Source organism: Pseudoflavonifractor sp. (assembly GCF_050943825.1).
Taxonomy (GTDB): Bacteria; Bacillota; Clostridia; order Oscillospirales; family Oscillospiraceae; genus Pseudoflavonifractor.
The window spans coordinates 282,510-299,245 of sequence record NZ_JBMNPX010000002.1; the positions used below are offsets into that span (position 1 = coordinate 282,510).

Annotated in this window: 20 protein-coding genes; 15 read left to right on the forward strand and 5 right to left on the reverse strand. The window is 61.3% G+C overall.

Features of this window, described 5'->3' with window-relative positions; translation table 11 throughout:
• Positions 1-58 precede the first annotated feature (58 nt).
• Positions 59-280 (reverse strand): FeoA family protein, encoded by a 222-nt coding sequence (locus ACOX7T_RS03730; RefSeq protein WP_006574061.1) that lies wholly within the window; start codon positions 278-280, stop codon positions 59-61.
• A gap of 13 nt (positions 281-293) precedes the next feature.
• Complete coding sequence (locus tag ACOX7T_RS03735) at positions 294-506, reverse strand: FeoA family protein (RefSeq protein WP_433440013.1); 213 nt, start codon at positions 504-506, stop codon at positions 294-296.
• 215 nt (positions 507-721) lie between these two features.
• Between ACOX7T_RS03735 and ACOX7T_RS03740 the strand changes: the two genes are divergently transcribed.
• Entirely contained in the window at positions 722-997 is a 276-nt protein-coding gene (locus ACOX7T_RS03740; protein WP_433440015.1) for a metal-sensing transcriptional repressor, read from the forward strand.
• A 79-nt stretch (positions 998-1,076) separates the two neighbouring features.
• Here the strand turns inward: ACOX7T_RS03740 and ACOX7T_RS03745 are convergent, their stop codons facing one another.
• Positions 1,077-1,982, reverse strand: coding sequence for a selenium metabolism-associated LysR family transcriptional regulator (locus ACOX7T_RS03745; RefSeq protein WP_433440017.1), 906 nt, complete (start codon positions 1,980-1,982; stop codon positions 1,077-1,079).
• A complete protein-coding gene (locus tag ACOX7T_RS03750; protein ID WP_433440019.1) occupies positions 1,982-3,154 on the reverse strand; it encodes an aminotransferase class V-fold PLP-dependent enzyme in 1,173 nt (390 codons plus the stop codon). Before ACOX7T_RS03750 ends, ACOX7T_RS03745 begins: the two co-directional genes overlap by 1 nt.
• Before the next feature lie 223 nt (positions 3,155-3,377).
• On the opposite strand from ACOX7T_RS03750, the gene yedE reads away from it, so the two are divergent.
• From yedE to ACOX7T_RS03770, 4 genes are all read left to right on the forward strand, one after another.
• Entirely contained in the window at positions 3,378-4,472 is a 1,095-nt protein-coding gene (gene yedE / locus ACOX7T_RS03755; RefSeq protein ID WP_433440021.1) for a YedE family putative selenium transporter, read from the forward strand.
• Between the two features lie 16 nt (positions 4,473-4,488).
• Entirely contained in the window at positions 4,489-4,695 is a 207-nt protein-coding gene (locus tag ACOX7T_RS03760) for a sulfurtransferase TusA family protein (RefSeq protein ID WP_433440022.1), read from the forward strand.
• 1 nt (position 4,696) lies between these two features.
• On the forward strand, positions 4,697-4,942 hold the full coding sequence (locus ACOX7T_RS03765; RefSeq protein ID WP_148318616.1) for a DUF3343 domain-containing protein: 246 nt from the start codon (positions 4,697-4,699) through the stop codon (positions 4,940-4,942).
• Positions 4,943-5,087: 145 nt separating this feature from the next.
• Complete coding sequence (locus ACOX7T_RS03770; RefSeq protein WP_433440024.1) at positions 5,088-6,044, forward strand: tRNA dihydrouridine synthase; 957 nt, start codon at positions 5,088-5,090, stop codon at positions 6,042-6,044.
• Positions 6,045-6,092: 48 nt separating this feature from the next.
• Here the strand turns inward: ACOX7T_RS03770 and ACOX7T_RS03775 are convergent, their stop codons facing one another.
• The gene (locus tag ACOX7T_RS03775; RefSeq protein ID WP_433440026.1) at positions 6,093-7,058 is read right to left on the reverse strand and encodes an NAD(P)-dependent oxidoreductase; all 966 of its coding nucleotides are present in this window, start codon (positions 7,056-7,058) and stop codon (positions 6,093-6,095) included.
• Positions 7,059-7,201: 143 nt separating this feature from the next.
• Here ACOX7T_RS03775 and ACOX7T_RS03780 point away from each other — a divergent pair, with 143 nt between their 5' ends.
• The 10 genes from ACOX7T_RS03780 to ACOX7T_RS03825 all read left to right on the forward strand — a co-directional run bounded on the left by ACOX7T_RS03780 (position 7,202) and on the right by ACOX7T_RS03825 (position 16,736).
• Complete coding sequence (locus tag ACOX7T_RS03780) at positions 7,202-7,795, forward strand: AAA family ATPase (protein WP_433440028.1); 594 nt, start codon at positions 7,202-7,204, stop codon at positions 7,793-7,795.
• Complete coding sequence (locus tag ACOX7T_RS03785; RefSeq protein WP_433440030.1) at positions 7,795-9,174, forward strand: MATE family efflux transporter; 1,380 nt, start codon at positions 7,795-7,797, stop codon at positions 9,172-9,174. Before ACOX7T_RS03780 ends, ACOX7T_RS03785 begins: the two co-directional genes overlap by 1 nt.
• A gap of 334 nt (positions 9,175-9,508) precedes the next feature.
• Positions 9,509-10,462 carry an HPr(Ser) kinase/phosphatase gene (gene hprK / locus ACOX7T_RS03790; RefSeq protein WP_433440032.1) on the forward strand — a complete coding sequence of 318 codons (954 nt, stop codon included), beginning with the start codon at positions 9,509-9,511 and terminating at the stop codon, positions 10,460-10,462.
• A gap of 255 nt (positions 10,463-10,717) precedes the next feature.
• Positions 10,718-11,356 (forward strand): TetR/AcrR family transcriptional regulator, encoded by a 639-nt coding sequence (locus tag ACOX7T_RS03795; RefSeq protein ID WP_433440034.1) that lies wholly within the window; start codon positions 10,718-10,720, stop codon positions 11,354-11,356.
• Between the two features lie 117 nt (positions 11,357-11,473).
• A complete protein-coding gene (locus tag ACOX7T_RS03800) occupies positions 11,474-12,235 on the forward strand; it encodes an AAA family ATPase (protein ID WP_433440036.1) in 762 nt (253 codons plus the stop codon).
• Positions 12,236-12,262: 27 nt separating this feature from the next.
• Positions 12,263-13,471, forward strand: coding sequence for a 2-hydroxyacyl-CoA dehydratase family protein (locus ACOX7T_RS03805; RefSeq protein WP_433440037.1), 1,209 nt, complete (start codon positions 12,263-12,265; stop codon positions 13,469-13,471).
• Position 13,472: 1 nt separating this feature from the next.
• The gene (locus tag ACOX7T_RS03810) at positions 13,473-15,035 is read left to right on the forward strand and encodes a 2-hydroxyacyl-CoA dehydratase family protein (RefSeq protein WP_433440039.1); all 1,563 of its coding nucleotides are present in this window, start codon (positions 13,473-13,475) and stop codon (positions 15,033-15,035) included.
• Between the two features lie 15 nt (positions 15,036-15,050).
• Entirely contained in the window at positions 15,051-15,842 is a 792-nt protein-coding gene (locus ACOX7T_RS03815) for an acyl-CoA dehydratase activase (RefSeq protein ID WP_006575192.1), read from the forward strand.
• A gap of 13 nt (positions 15,843-15,855) precedes the next feature.
• The gene (locus ACOX7T_RS03820; RefSeq protein WP_433440041.1) at positions 15,856-16,011 is read left to right on the forward strand and encodes a hypothetical protein; all 156 of its coding nucleotides are present in this window, start codon (positions 15,856-15,858) and stop codon (positions 16,009-16,011) included.
• Entirely contained in the window at positions 16,011-16,736 is a 726-nt protein-coding gene (locus ACOX7T_RS03825) for a hypothetical protein (protein WP_433440042.1), read from the forward strand. The genes ACOX7T_RS03820 and ACOX7T_RS03825 overlap by 1 nt, the downstream gene beginning before the upstream one ends.

Consider the following 16,736-nt stretch of genomic DNA (forward strand, 5'->3'; position numbering starts at 1 on the left):
GCTAACTATACTGCCGAAAAACAGGCGGCCTTCGCCGCCGGTGCTCAGACAACACACATCACTGGATTTCAATCATCTCCGCGTCCGCCTTGCGCACGCTCAGCTCATAGCCCCGCACATTCAGCTCCATGGGGTCCCCCAGCGGAGCCACCTTCCGCACGTGGATGGCCACCCCCTTGGTGATACCCATGTCCATAATGCGGCGCTTGACGGCGCCCTCGCCGTGAAGCTTGGCGACGGTGACGGTATCGCCCACCTTTGCGTCCCTGAGTGTTCTCATATCCCTGCTCCTCTCAAATCATGATTCGGTTGGCCATGGTCTTGTCCAGGGCAACCCGGCTGTCCTTGACCCGAAGAATCAGGTTGCCGGCGATTTCACTGACCACCGTGACCGTACCGTCCACAACAAAGCCCAGCTCCGCCAGATGCAGGCGGATTTCATCCTTCCCGGTGATTTTCCGGATGGTGACCGTCTCACCGGCTTTTACCATTGTAAGCGGCATCATAAACGCTCCTCCCGGCTGTTAGGTTCATTCAAAACAAAGATTAGCTTGTGCTAACCGTTGGAACGGATTGAGTTTACAACAGCTAACTTGATTTGTCAAGAGGGGAACTGGAAAAAATTCCGCCGAGGCTGGGAGAGAACATCCGGCCTTGACAGTGGGGCGGAATCATTGGATAATAGGGGAAAATACCAGTACGGGTATAGGGAGGTACGCATATGAGACAGTGCATGGACGCGGAAAATCTGCACCGCCGCCTGAAAAAGATTCTCGGTCAGGTGCAGGCCATTGACCGCATGGTGGATGAGGATATCCCCTGTGAGGACGTGCTGGCCCAGATCAACGCCGCCAAGTCGGCCCTTCACCGGGTGGGACAGGTGGTGCTGGAGGGACACATCAAGCACTGCGTCCGGGACGGCATTGAGCACGGGGACGCGGACAAGACCATCGCCAGCTTCACCAAGGCGGTGGAGCGCTTTGCCAACATGAACTGACCGAAAGCAGAACAGAGCACCCCCATCCTGATGAACCGCAGTGTTCACCGGGATGGGGGTGCTGTGCTGAGGGCGGTACTCAGAGCGCGCCGTTCAGGGCGTAGTACCGCTGTACATGAGAGATGAAGGCCTTGATATGTTCACCGAGGACATAATTCCGCTTCATGACAAAATAGAGGTACCGCTGGGAGACGCTGTCGGGCAGATCGAAGAGGAGCACCCGGTTCTCCAGCACAAAGTTGTGGGCGGCCCGCTCGGAGATGATGGACACGCCCAGCCCGCCGGCCACCAGGTTTTTGATGGACTCCTGGTCGTTGATGCGGGCGGTGACCTTCAGCTCTTCCTCGGCAATCCCCATGCTGTCCAGAAAGAACTCGGCGCTCTTTTTGCTGCCGCTGCCCTGCTCCCGGAGGATGATGGGCTCCCGGAGCAGCTGGGGGAGGGGGGAGTCCTGCTCCTTCAGCGCCAGGAAATGGGGGTTGACCGGGGTGATGAGCACCATCCGGTCCCGGTAGAAGGGGATGCAGTTCAGGTCCTCGTGGTCGTACTTCATGCCGATCATTCCCAGGTCAAAGCTGCCGTTGAGGATACCCTCGGCCACGCCCCGGCTGTCGTTCTGGTGGATGATGAAGTAGCTCTCCGGGTGTTCCTGGCCGTAGGCGGGGAGAATTTCCGGGAGAATGTAGGCCGAGGGGATGGTGGAGGCCCCCAGCTGGATGATACTGCTCTCGTTGGAGGCCCAGCGGCGGATCAGGTTGTCCCGCAGGCTGAGAATGGTGCAGGCGCACTCGTAGAGCTCCTGGCCTCTGGGAGTCACGTCCACGCTCCGCTTGGTGCGGATGATAAGGCAGGTACCCAGCTCCTCCTCTAGGTTGCGGATGTGGGTGCTGATGGTGGGCTGGGAGAGATAGAGCCGTTCGGCGGCTTTTGTAAAGCTGCGGTATTTCACCACCGCCGTAAAGGACTGGAGCTGCTTCATGTCCATCAGCGGGCGGCCTCCCTCAGAATGGCGTCCAGGGCGTCAATGGCCCGGTCCACTTCCTCCTCCGTGTTCCACCAGCCGAAGGAGAAGCGGATGGTCCCGGCGGGGAAGGTGCCCAGGGTCTTGTGGGCGGAGGGGGCGCAGTGGAGCCCCACCCGGGTCATGATGCCCCAGGTGCTGTCCAGCTCGTAGGCCACCCCGGCCATGTCCCGGTCCGGGGTCACCACCGACACCACGCCGGTGCGGCCCTCCGTCCCCGGCAGGCCCACCGCCCGGACGACACGGCCCGCTTTTCCCAGGGAATCTACCCCCGAGAGGAACCGGGCGGTAAGGCCCAGCTCGTGGGCGCGGATGGCATCCATGCCCGTCTCCTCCAGCCAGAGCAGGGCGGCGTGGAGGCCCACAATGCCGGGCAGATTGGGCGTGCCCGGCTCAAAGCGGTCGGGCATGAAGTCGGGCACCTCCTCGGTGTGGCTGATGCTGCCGGTGCCGCCCGAGAGCAGAGGGGTAATCTGGCTCACCAGCTCGGGGCTGAGCAGAAAGCCGCCCACACCCTGGGGACCCAGCAGGCCCTTGTGGCCGGTGAAGGCCAGGGCGTCAATGCCCATGTCCGCCATGGATACGGGGTACACGCCGCCGGTCTGGGCGCAGTCAACAAAGAAGCGCAGGCCGTGGGCCTTGCAGAAGGCCCCAACCTCCCTGATGGGGAGCAGGGTGCCGCAGACATTGCTGCCGTGGGTCATCACCACGGCCTTTGTGTTGGGCCGCAGGGCAGCTTCCAGGGCGGCGGGGTCCAGGGTGCCGTCCGGACGGCAGGCCGCACGGGTGAAGGACACCCCCTGGCGCTCCAGCTGCACCATGGGGCGCATCACCGCGTTGTGCTCCATGGAGGAGGTGATGACGTGGTCGCCTGGCTTGAGAAAGCCCTTGAGGAGCACGTTCAGGCTCTCGGTGATGTTCCGGGTGAACACCACGTTCCTGCACTCCGGGCCGTCAAAGAGCCGGGAGAGCCGCTCCCGGGTGTCGTAGACCAGCTCCTCCACGTCGTAGGCCCGGCTGTAGCAGCCCCGGTTGATGTTGCTGCCCACCCGGGTCATATAGTCGTACATGGCGTCGGGCACCGCCTGGGGCTTGGGGAAGGAGGTGCAGGCGTTGTCAAAATAGATGGTATCCATTCCATCCGCTCCAATTCATACGTGATTCGGCCCGCCGGACGCCATTTTCCGCCCGAAAGACAGGAAAACCGGCAGGAACCGCCTGTAAGATGTTCCATCATTCTATCATATACTTATCAAAATTTCAAATAACAACTTTTAATTCATTAATAATTGATATTGGAAAATCTTATGAAACTCTACTATACTGAACCCATACCCGACAAATAAGGAGTGTGTGTGTATGGGTTTGAAGAAGGAAAAAACGGAAATTTTGCTGGTGGGCCTGGGGATAGGCGTCATCGCCGCGCTGCTGGTGCTCTTCGGCAACCCGGTGAACATGGGCTTCTGCATCGCCTGCTTCCTGCGGGACACCGCCGGCGCGCTGGGTCTCCACCAGGCGGCCAACGTGCAGTACATCCGGCCTGAGATCATCGGCCTGGTGCTGGGCAGCTTCCTGCTGGCCACCTTCCGCAAGGAGTTTTCCCCCAAGGGCGGCAGCGCCCCTCTGACCCGCTTTGTGCTGGGCTTTTTCGTCATGATTGGCTGCCTGATGTTCCTGGGCTGCCCCTTCCGCATGATTCTGCGCCTGGCCGGCGGCGACCTGAACGCCATCTTCGGCCTGGTGGGCTTTGTGTGCGGCATCCTGGTGGGCGTGTTCTTCCTCACCAAGGGTTACTCCCTGAAGCGGACCTATCAGCTGCCCGCTCTGGAGGGCCGTCTGCTGCCCATCATCCAGGTGGTGCTGCTGGTGCTGCTGGTTGCGGCGCCTGCCTTCATCTACTTCACCGAGGCGGGCGGCGGCCCCGGCGCCCAGCACGCCCCCATCATCATCAGCCTGGCCGCCGGCCTCATCGTGGGCGCCGTGGCCCAGAAGACCCGCCTGTGCATGGTGGGCGGCATCCGCGATGTGGTGCTCTTCCGGGAGTGGAAGCTGCTCATCGGCTTTGTGGCCATCTTCGTCAGCGCCCTGGTGTGCAACCTGATCTTTACCGCCGCCACTGGCAGCACCTACTTCACTCTGGGCTTTGCCGGCCAGCCTGTGGCCCACACCGACGGCCTGTGGAACGCCCTGGGCATGCTGCTCACCGGCTTTGGCTGCGTGCTGCTGGGCGGCTGCCCCATGCGCCAGCTGGTGCTCTCCGGCGAGGGCAACACCGACAGCGCCATCACCGTCCTGGGCCTGGTGGCGGGCGCCGCCTTTGCCCACAACTTCGGCCTGGCCTCCAGCGGCAACGGCCCCACTGCCAACGGCAAGATCGCCGTTATCATCGGCATCGTGGTGGTGGCCCTCATCGCCTGCTTCAACACCTTCCGCAAGGACACCGCGAAAGCGTAAGAGAGGAGAATGTACCATGAAACTGCTGGACGCCAGAGGGCTCTCCTGCCCTGAGCCTGTCATTATGACCCGCAAGGCCATGGCCACCGGCGAGAGCGCCTATCAGGTTGTGGTGGACAACCCCACCGCCAAGGAGAACGTGACCCGCTACGCCGTGCACCAGGGCTACCAGGTGTCGGTAGAGGAGAAGGACGGGGAGTTCACCCTGTCCATCACCAAGTGATATGACTTACATCGCCACGTTTTACTCCCATTTCGGGGCCATGCACTTTAAAAAGCAGTGTGAGGCCCGGAAGATGACCGCCAGAATCATGCCCGTACCCCGGGACCTGAGCAGCAGCTGCGGCACCTGCGTGCGCTACGAGGGGGAGCAGCCCTGCCCGTCGGACGCCTGGAGCGACGAGGTGGAGCAGGCGGTGGAGGTCACCGCCCAGGGGTACCGGACCGTGTACCGGGCGGAGAACAGTTGAAAGCAACAGGTTTAACAGAATGGGAGGCCGGAGCGCAATATGGCGCTCCGGCCTCTGTTTTTGCTCGGCGGGGTGGACGGGAGGGAGAAATCCCGCTATAATGTTGCCTGCGTGACAGAAGATTTTCAGCGGACAGGTGAACCATATGAGATGTTATTTCGCCCCCATGGAGGGCATTACGGGACATATTTTCCGCAATTGCCACAGCCGGTATTTCCCCGGCGTGGACCGGTACTACATGCCCTTTCTCTCTCCCCGGCAGGACCACAACTTCACCCGCCGGGAGCTGGACGATATCCTCCCCGAGCACAATGAGGGCGTCCACGCCGTGCCCCAGCTGCTGACCCGCCAGCCGGAGGACTTTCTCTGGGCCGCGGGGGAGCTGGCCGCCATGGGCTACCGGGAGGTGAACCTGAACCTGGGCTGTCCCTCGGGGACGGTGACGGCCAAGGGCAAGGGCTCCGGCCTGCTGGCCCGGCGGGAGGAGCTGGAGGGGCTGCTGGACGGCATCTTTGCCGCCGCCCCCGTGGCCATCTCCATCAAAACCCGGCTGGGCATGCACGACCCGGAGGAGTTCGGCCCTCTGCTGGAGCTGTACAACCGCTATCCGGTGGCCGAGCTGACCGTCCACCCCCGCATCCGGAGCGATTTCTACAAGAAGCCGGTGCGCCCGGAGTACTTTGACCTGGCGGTCCGCATGAGCCGTGCGCCCCTGTGCTACAACGGGGATATCATCACACCCGGGGACTGGGAGAGGGCGTCCCGGCGCTGGCCCGGGGTGGAGGCGGTGATGATAGGCCGTGGTCTGGTGGCCGACCCGTCCCTGGCGGGGCGGCTGAAGGGGGAGCAGCCTGCCGGGCTGGACACCCTGCGGGCTTTCCATCACGAGCTGTACGAGACCTATGCCCAGACCTTCGGCAGCCGACGGAACGCCATGCTGCGGATGAAGGAGATATGGGTCTACCTCATCCACCTCTTCGGGGACAGTGAGAAGCTGGAGCGGCGCATCCGCCGGGCGTCGGACACCGCTGACTTTGAGTCTGCCGTGGCGGAGGTGTTCCGCACCCTGCCGCTGCTGGATGCCCCGGCAGGGGAGTGGTAAAGAGAAAAAGCGGGGTGCGCACTGCGCACCCCGCTTTTGTCTGCGGACTTATTTCTCGTAGTAGCGGATGAGACCCTGGGTGCCCAGGTCGCCCAGACCGGCCTCCTCCAGGCTGCGGCACTCGGAGAGCACCTGGGTCAGCACGGGCAGCGTCAGGCCGATGGCCTCGCTCTGCTCCACCGACAGCTTCATGTCCTTGATGAAGTGCTTCATGATGAAGCCGGGGGCAAAGTCGCCCACCGCCATCTTGGGGCCCAGACTCTGCATCTGGAAGGAGCCGGCCGCTCCGGCGGAGATGGCGGAGAGCAGGTCGTCCAGGTTCAGACCGTTGGCTCTGGCGTAGGTGAGGGCCTCGCACACGCCGGACAGGGCCCCGGCGATGGCAATCTGATTGGCCAGCTTGGCGTGCTGACCGGCACCGGCGGCGCCCATGTGGACGATAATCTTGCCCATGGCCTGGAAGAGGGGGAGGCAGGCGTCAAAGTCGGCCTTGTCGCCGCCCACCAGGATGGACAGGGTGCCAGCCTTGGCGCCGGTGTCGCCGCCGGTGACCGGCGCGTCCAGGGGCCGCAGGCCCTTGGCCTTGCCCGCCTCCCAGATGCGCCCGGCCAGGGCGGGGGAGCTGGTGGTCATGTCCACGATGAGGGCGCCGGGCTGTGCGTTGGCAATGACGCCGCCGTCACCGAAGTAGACCTCCTCCACGTCCTTCGGGTAGCCCACGATGGAGAACACCGCATCCGCATCCTTGACGCAGTCGGCCACCGTATCCGCCCAGACGGCACCCTCAGCGATGACGTCCTCGCACTTGGACCTGGTGCGGCTGTATATGGTGAGGGAATAGCCGGCCTTCATCAGGTTGCGCACCATGGACTTGCCCATGATGCCCACGCCGATAAACGCAATTTTGTTCATCTCAATCCGCTCCTTTCGCATTTCTGCTGTCTTTATGGTAAAACAGGGGAGGAGCGCTGTCAAGGAGAAACAGAAGAGGGAGACGTACCCGGCTGAAAACATGACTTTTTCCACAAAACAGTACCGCGGCGATTGACGATGGGGAGTTGCTCCGATATAATAGAAGTGAACCAGAAGCGCCGCCATGCCAGGCGGTTTTTTTCATCTGTAAATGGGTTTTGCGAAATTTTGGAGGTGTGTGTGGAATGAAAACCGTAATTACCATTGGCCGTGAATATGGCTCCGGCGGACGCCTTGTGGCGAAGAAGCTGTCCGAGGCGCTGGGCATCCCCTTCTATGACAAGGAGGTCATTCAGGGCGTGGTGAAGAAGACCGGCTTTGCCGAGAACTTTGTCCGCGACGCTGAGCGCCGCCCCACCAACAGCTTTATTTACGACCTCTACTTCTCCGCCCAGTCCCTGTCCACTCAGGACCAGGTGTTCATCGCCCAGTCCGGCGTCATCAAGGAGCTGGCGACCAACGGCGGCTGCGTCATCGTGGGCCGCTGCGCCGACTACATCCTGCGGGAGCATAAGGACCTGCTGCGGGTGTTCATCTATGCGCCCATGGAGGAGCGCATCCGCCGTTCCGTGGAGGAGTACGGCGACAAGGAAGAGAACATGGAGAGCTTTGTTGCCCGCAAGGATAAGCAGCGCGCCTCCTACTACAACTATTTCACCAGCGTCCGCTGGGGCGACCGGAAGAGCTATGATCTGTGCATCAACTCCGCCCTGGGCCTGGACACCGCCGTGGAGCTCATCCGCACGGCGGCGCTGGCCAGGGAGGGACAGAGCAAGTAATGTCAAACAGTGTACCTCAGGAGAACAAGATGGGCGTCATGCCGGTCAACCGGCTGCTGCTCAGCATGTCCGTGCCCATGATGCTGGCCATGCTGGTGCAGGCGCTCTACAACGTGGTGGACAGCGTCTTTGTCTCCCAGCTCAGTGAGGACGCCCTCAACGCGGTCTCTCTGGCCTTCCCCATTCAGAACATTATGATTGCCCTGGCGGTGGGCACCGGCGTGGGCGTCAATGCCCTGCTGTCCAAGAGCCTGGGCGAGCGGGAGTTTGAGCGGGCCAACCGCACCGCCGAGCACGGCGTGCTCCTGGCCGCCATCACCTGCGTGGCCTTTATGGTGCTGGGCACTCTGCTGGCCCGTCCCTTCTATATGATCCAGGTGGCCAACGAACCCGTTATCGTGGAATACGGCACCCAGTACATGCAGATTTGCAGCCTCTTCTCCGCGGGCATCTTTATGGAGGTCATGTTTGAGCGGCTGCTCCAGTCCACCGGACGGACCATGTACACCATGTTTACCCAGGGTGTGGGCGCGGTGTTCAACATCATCTTCGACCCCCTGTTTATCTTCGGCATCGGGCCCTTCCCCCGGCTGGAGGTGGCGGGCGCCGCAGTGGCCACGGTTATGGGCCAGTTTGTGGCCGCCATCCTGGCTATTCTGTGCAATCACTTCAAGAACCATGACATCAAGCTCTCCCTCAAGGGCTTCCGTTTTGACGGCTGGATTGTCCGGCGGATCTACATTGTGGGTGCGCCCTCCATTATCATGAACGCCATCGGCTCCCTGATGGTGTTCGGCATGAACCAGATTCTCCTCACCTTCACCAAGACGGCCACTGCCGTGCTGGGTGTGTACTTCAAGGTGCAGAGCTTTGTGTTCATGCCCATCTTCGGCCTGAACAACGGCATGGTGCCCATCATTGCCTACAACTACGGCGCCCGCAAGAAGGACCGCCTGCTCAGAACCGTGAAGCTGGGTATGATGTACGCCATCGGCATCATGGTCATCGGCCTGGTGGTGATGCAGACCATCCCGGACAAGATCTTCCTCCTGTTCCAGGCGGACGAGAACATGCTGTCCATCGGTGTGCCCGCTCTGAAGACCATCAGCCTGAGCTTTGTCTTTGCAGGCTACTGCGTGGTGGCCTCCTCTGTGTTCCAGGCCCTGGGCGAGGGCATCCAGAGCATGATCGTATCCATTATCCGCCAGCTCGTGGTGCTGCTGCCTGCCGCCTGGCTCCTGGCCAAGCTGGGGGATGTGAACCTGGTGTGGTATTCCTTCCCCATCGCGGAGCTGGCCTCCCTGACACTGAGTACCATCTTCCTTGTGCGTACCTACCGGAAGCTGATCAAGCCCCTGGACCAGCCCCTGAGCGAATAAAAGGCCATAAGTGCCAAACAGCCGCGGATATTGCTCCGCGGCTGTTTTTTACGAATGATATGGTATATTATGGGATTGGTAGGGGATTAATGCACAACAGAGAACGCTGAAAGAGAGAGGTATCCGTGAAAACGCTGGATATTTTGGGAAGAAGGGCATTGTCAAACAGGGGGGAAGTGTGTATACTAATGTCTGATGAATCAACCGCTGCGCGGTTTATTCGCGGGGCGCAGCCGCACAATTCTTCCAAAGCCGCTCATGTGAGCATTGGCTTTGCTTCGTGTGTATGATGCCAACAGCGCAAGCTGTAAACGAAAATAGGGAGGTACGCTCAGTGGAGAGTTTATACAGCGTCCCGCTGGGGAAGCTTATCAGTGAATTTAATCTGGAGGTCATCCGGGGCGGTAAGGACTATGAGACCCGGGCCATCCGCACCGAGGACGTAAACCGTCCCGGCCTTCAGCTCATCGGATTTTTTGACTATTTTGACCCCAAGCGGATTCAGATGATCGGCCGTGTGGAGACCACCTATCTCACCGGCCTGACCCATGAAGCCCGTCTGGAGTGCTTTGACAGCCTGATGGACAGGGATATCCCCTGTCTCATTATTTCCCGGGGCATGGAGCCTTTCCCCGAGTGCATGGAGATGGCGGAGAAGTACGACCGCACCATCCTGCGTACCCAGGAGACCACCTCCACCTTCATGAGCGCCCTCATCGCCTATCTGCGCACCGAGCTCTCCCCCCGCATCACCCGCCACGGCGTGCTGGTGGAGATCTACGGCGAGGGCGTGCTGCTGCTGGGCGAGTCCGGCGTGGGCAAGAGCGAGACCGCCATTGAGCTGGTCAAGCGTGGCCACCGCCTGATTGCCGACGACGCGGTGGAGATCAAGCGGGCGGGCACCAAGCGCCTGGTGGGCACCGCCCCCGAGCTCATCCGCCACTACATCGAGCTGCGGGGTATCGGCGTCATTGACGTGCGCCGCCTGTTCGGTATGTCCGCCATCAAGGAGGAGTCGGACATCGACCTGGTGATCAACCTGGAGCAGTGGAAGGACGGCGCCATGTACGACCGCCTGGGCCTGGAGAACCTGTACACCACCATTCTGGATGTGCAGATTCCCTCCCTCACTGTGCCGGTGAAGCCGGGCCGGAATCTGGCCGTTATCATCGAGGTGGCGGCCATGAACAACCGCCACAAGAAGATGGGCTACAACGCCGCTCTGGAGTTCACCAAGCAGATCAACGAGCACTTCGACCAGGCCATGAGCCAGCAGCTCAAGGGCTGATACAAGCACATATCCGAGGCCGCGGAACACCTGTTCCGCGGCCTTTTTCTATGGAAAATCAACTGGACAAATGTCATATCTGATAAAATAGCAAGAAATATAAAGGGTAAGTAAAGTGAAAATGCACAAATTAGACGAGTCAAAAACAGAGAAAACGACAAAAATTTAACGATGTTCCGCCAAAGCATTGCGTTCTGAAAGAAACTGTGCTTCAATAAATTTGTAATGGTCCCATGGGACGGAAAGGAGCGGGATATGTCGCTGGAAGAGATCCGGGAACAGAACAAGCAGCTGGTGGCGGAGACGGCGCTGGAGGTCTTTACCCGCCAGGGCGCGGCCAACACCACGGTGGCGGACATCTCCCGGGCCTGCGGCCTGACGGAGCGGTCCATCTACCGGTACTACAAGACCAAGGTGGACCTGATTCAGGCGGCGGTCTATCTCTACTACGACAAGATGACCAAGGAGGCGGACCGGCGGAGCCGTGAGATGTGCCGTCCGGGCATGACCGGGCTGGAGCAGATTCACCAGATGCTGCGGTTTTACTCCCACATGTATCTGGACTACCCGGAGCAGATTCGCTTCTGTGCCGACGCGGAGGTCATCCTCAGCCGGGCAGGCCGGGAGCGGGACGACGTGAACTGGCCGCCGGAGCAGTTTGAGCGGTCCAGCAGTCCTCTGGTGCGGGCCATCGGACAGGGGCTGGCCGACGGAAGCGTGTCCCACAAGGTGGACGTGAGAAGCCTCTACTACAACGCCTACGACTCTATTCTGGGCGTGATGCAGAAGATGAGCTGGAGCAGGTATGAGCTGAGCCGTGAGGAGGCCGAGCAGCGGATGGACCAGCTGTGCGACATCTTTACCGCCGCGTTCCGGGGAGATTTTTTAATATAAGGCGAAACTCAGGCAGGCTTTTGGGAGGAAAGCCGGACGCCGTTTTTTCAGGCCCATAAATGTCAGAGAGACTGACAGATTAGACGGAAGCAACACAGAGACAAAGGAGGAGCAGACATGGGAAACGCAGTTATCACCGTCGCCGGGAAGGGAGGGGTGGGAAAGACCTCCATCTCGGCGGCCATCGTGCGGCAGCTGGTGCGGGACCATCCGGGCGCCCGGATTCTGGCCATTGACGCCGACCCGGCGGTGGGCCTGGCCACGGCACTGGCCGTGCAGGTCAAGGAGACCATCGACGACATCCGCAAGGCCATCACCGCCTCCGGCGAGGAGGACAAGAGCAAAAAGACCGCCATCGAGCTGCTGGGCGAGTCCAAATTCCGCATCTTCGACGCCATGGTGGAGCAGGACGGCTTCGCCTTCCTGGCGGTGGGACGGCCTGAGGCGGCCGGGTGCTACTGCAGCATCAACTCCTACCTGAAGGCGGTCATCAGCATGGTGTCCGACGAGTTTGACTACGTAGTCATTGACGGCGAGGCGGGTATCGAGCAGGTCAACCGCCGGGTGATGGAGCGTGTGACCCATCTGATTCTGGTGACCGACCCCAGCAAGAAGGGGACCCAGGTCATCCAGACCATCAAGAAGGTGGCCGACGAGCTGGTGATGTACCAGGCCATCGGCGTCATCGTCAACCGGCTCAACGACCCCGAGGTGGCCCGCTACGTGGATACGGGCGGCATCCCGGTGCTCTCCGAGATTCCCGACGATGTAAACCTGGCACTGTGCGACGTGCAGGGTAGAAGCGTGATGGAGCTGCCGGACGACTCCAATCTGGTGCTGGGCGTGCAGCGGGCGCTGAAGGCCCTGGGCATCGCCTGACGCCGCCGGACGGAAGGAAGGTGCGATATGCGGGACTTAAAACATCTCTACTACTTTGAAAAGCTGCTGGACGACGCCAACAACGAGCTGGTGCGTCAGGCCAAGGCGGACGGCCGCCTGGCTCTGGGCTACACCTGCTACCACATGCCCGAGGTACTGCTCAACCTGGATGGCTGCTTCTCGGTGCGGCTGCGTGCGCCCCGTACCGGCTCCATGGAGGTAGCCACCTACTATATGTCCAACGCCACCTGCGAGTACGCCCGTGCTCTGCTGGAGCGTGGACTGGAGGGCGGCTACAAGTTCCTGGACGCCATGGCGGGCGTGGACGTGTGCGAGTGCATGAACCGGAGCATGGAGAACATGGAGCTGCTGGGGGTCAACGACCCGGACAAGAAGAATTTCTTCTGGTGCAACCTGGACTCCCCCTGCTCGGACAACGAGGACTGCGTGGAGCATCTGCGGGAGCAGCTGTCCCGGAAGATTCTCAAGCCGCTCCGGGAGAATTTCGGCATCGACACCTCGGACCAGGCCATCCGGGACGCGGTGGCCAGGCACAACGAGGTCTGCCGCCTCATCACCGAGATTGGCAACTACCGCAAGCTGGACAATCCCACCATCACCGGCTATGAGTTCCACGTCCTCACCCTGGCCACCTACGTCTGCCCCAAGGACCTGGTGGTGGAGAAGCTGCGTGAGACCCTGGAGGAGCTGAAGACCAGAGAGCCTGACCCGAAGAAGAACTTCCGGGCCAAGGTGGTGGTGGTAGGCTCCGAGATCGACGACCCGGAGCTTATCAGCCTGATTGAGGACAGCGGCGCGCTGGTGGTGGCCGACCGGTTCTGCTACGGCAGCTTCCCCGGCCGCCAGGAGATTGTCCTCACCGACGACGAGGACGCCCTCACCCAGGTGTGCCGCAACTATCTCCAGACCACCCTGTGCGTGCGCCACTCGGCCCAGCACAAGGTGCAGAAGCGGCTGGACTTCGCCGCCCAGCTGGCCAAGGACTACCACGCCGACGGCATCATCTACGAGCAGATCAAGTTCTGCACCTACTGGTCCTACGAGCGTGCTCTGGCCAGCCACATCATGCACAACGAGTACAATATCCCCACGCTGTCCATCGACCGGCCCTACATGTCCCGCACCAGCGGTCAGCTGCGCACCCGGGTGCAGGCCTTTGTGGAGAGCATTGAGATCAAGAAGATTAAAGCCAAGCGCGGCCAGGAGGTGAAGTGAGATGGCGTACAATCCCAAAACCGGAAAAGGTCTGGGCGACCTGTACTCCGCCGGGCACCGGTGCACCAAGCGCCGGGAGTGGAAGGGCCTGAAGGACACCCTGTACGACTATTTCCGCTGGCTCAAGCTGCTGGGCATGCTGGGCGCTAGGCTGGGCCCGGTGCTGCCCCAGTTTTTCAGGGGCCTGAAGCGGTACCGCTGGCTGGTGTCCTACATCACCACCCCCGCCTTCCTGGACCGGCACACCATCGGCCTGCGGGGCTATGAGCTGCGCTACACCCACCAGCAGTTCTACGCCGTGCTCCAGAACTCCGCCGGCATGATCCGGGACCTGCTGGAGCGGGACGAGAACCTGAACCCCAACTCCAAGAAGGCGGCGGAGCTGCGGTCCAGGACCGTGCTCTTTGACGAGATGATGCCCATCCAGCTGATGAACGGCTTCCCCACCCTGAAAGGCATCACCATCCAGATGGCACCTGTTTTCCTGGTGGGCGAGGTGGACCAGCAGGCCAACATCTACTACATCGACGCCATCGAGCATTACGGCCTGGCCTCCGACGTGTGCCCCCTGCCCGCTGCCGAGGCCGGCTGCTGCGTGGTGGACGACTACCCCAAGGTGGGCGCGGCCTACATCTCCAGCTCCATGCCCTGCGACGGCTCCGTGGCCAGCACCATGTACAGCAACCGCTACTTCAAGCTGCCCAACTACCAGGTCACTCCGCCCCAGCGCTTCAACGAGCCTGAGGTGCAGAAGTACGCGGTAAAGAACCTGTGGGGCTGCATCGAGTTCATCGAGAAGCAGTTCGGCGTCAAGTTCGACTGGAACGCCTTCTTTGAGGGCGTGAAGCGGTACAACAAGGAGTCCAACTACATGATTGAGAAGTGGGACGTGAACTGTACCGACTACCCCCAGATCTGCGGCGCCGCCCTGGCCCTCCACCGGGAGTATGAGATGCAGATTGCCAGCTCCCTGGACCCCAAGATGTGCATGTACGACGCCAAGGTCAACAAGCTGATGAAGAAGGGCTACGCCCACTCGGTGGCCACCGACGACAAGCCCCGCTACCGCGCCATCGTCTGGAGCTGCCCCGCCCACTACTACTCCAATTTCACCTACTGGGCCCAGAACTGCTGGGGCATCAAGACCCTGGTGGACATGGAGTGCATGCTGGCCTACCACCACTACGACGAGCACGACAAGGAGAAGGTGCTGGAGGACATGGCCCGTGGCTACGAGCGGATGACCATGCGCTCCCACTCCAACGGCGGCTACATCAACGCCCTGGACGAGTGCTGGAAGATGTGCGAGAAGTTCAACGCCAACATCGTGTTCATGTACAACCACGTCTCCTGCAAGAACTTCGCCGGACTCCAGGGCCTCTTTGAGGAGCAGGCCAGAGAGCGGGGCATCCACCTCATCTGGATTGAGCACGACCTGATGGACCCGCGCACCGTGTCCCGCAAGGCCATGCGTGACCGTGTCAACCGCTACATGACCACCGTGTTCCGGGCTGAGCCTCTGGACCCCACGCTGGTGGACTATGACGACGACCTGACTTGGTAAAAGGGGGATATTGAGATGAAATATTTCGGCGGGTGTGACGTAGGCTCCACCTACACCAAATGCGTCATTGTGAATGAGAAGGGCGAGATGGTCAGCGACGTGACCATTCGCAGCCGCATCAACTCTGAAATCAGCGCCAAGGAGGCCCTGGACCAGGCGGTGGCCAAGGTGGACGGCCTGTCCTCCATCGGCGACCTGACTTACCTCATCGGCACCGGCTACGGCCGCAACAAGGTGCCCCAGGCCCAGGAGAACATCTCGGAGATTTCCTGCCACGCCATGGGCGTCCACGTGGTGGACCCCACCGTCAAGGCCATCATCGACATCGGCGGCCAGGACGTGAAGGGCATCGCCATCGACCAGGACGGCACCGTCCTCAACTTCGCCATGAACGACAAGTGCGCCGCTGGTACCGGCCGCTTCTTCGAGGCCATGGCCCGTGCCTTTGAGTGCACCCTGGACGAGTTCTCCCAGCTGTCCCTGTCGGCCAAGAACGTCATCCCCATCACCGCCCAGTGCACCGTCTTTGCCGAGAGCGAGGTCATCACCCTGGTGGGCGAGGGCAAGCCCCGGGACGAGATTGCCGCCGGTATCCAGCAGTCGGTGGCCAAGCGCTGCTTCGTCATGGCCAAGAAGGCGGGCGCCAAGGACCACATCACCCTCACCGGCGGCTGCGCCAAGAACAAGGGCCTGAAGGCCGCCATTGAGAACGTGCTGCGTGTCAAGGTCATCGACCTGCCGGTGGATCCCCAGCTGATGGGCGCCCTGGGCGCCGCGGAGTACGCCCGGCAGAAGGGGTTGGAGTAAGGAGGACCGCAATATGGCCTGGTATTGGATTGTACTGATTGTCATCGCCGTGCTCTTCGTTCTGTCCTTCCTGATGTACATCACCAACGCGGACATGAAGATGGCGGAGAAGCTCTATAACAAGCTCATTGCCTACCACGATTCGAAGGATGTGGAAGAGAAGCTGTGATGAATGTCTATGACGCCGTCATTGCCGACGTGAACCGCTGTCTTGCCCCCTATACCCCCAAGGTCTGGACGGCCAACCCGGACCGGGCCGCCAGGGAGGGTGGCAAGAACCAGCTGATTCTGGGCAGCGAGGCGGCCTATGAGCTGGGGGCCCTGTCCTGCGACAGCGTCAGCTGCCTGCTCCTCACCGAGGATGCGGAGCAGGTCCCCCGGGACGAGGTCGTGCTCTACGGCCCGGACCTGCCCGAGATAAAAGGGGATTGCAGCTTTGCCCGCATCACCGTCCTCCGCACCGAGGACATCACCAAGGACGGGGAGCAGGCCGCCTTTGCCATCATCAAGGGCATTGAGACCAAGAAATACGGCGTGTACCCCGAGGGGTACATGATCCGGGCGGCCGCCTTCTCCAACCGGGAGCAGGCCCGGGTGTCCCGGAAGGCCCTGGACAAGGGCCTGACCTTTGAGCAGGTAGGTAACCTGTTCATCCGCCAGTACCGGCGCAGCCGGTTTGTCCAGGCGGTGAAGGTGATTTTCATCACCCTGCCCCAGGCCCCCTACCGGGACCTGGACGGCCTGGCCACAAGGACCAACAAAATCACCGGCGCCCTCAACCACATCCTGGACGATGTGGACATGGACTGCAAGGCCTGCGAGTGGAAGCCGGTGTGCGACGAGGTGGAAGGCCTCAAGGAGATGCACGGAATCCGGCGCCGCCGGGGCAGCTGA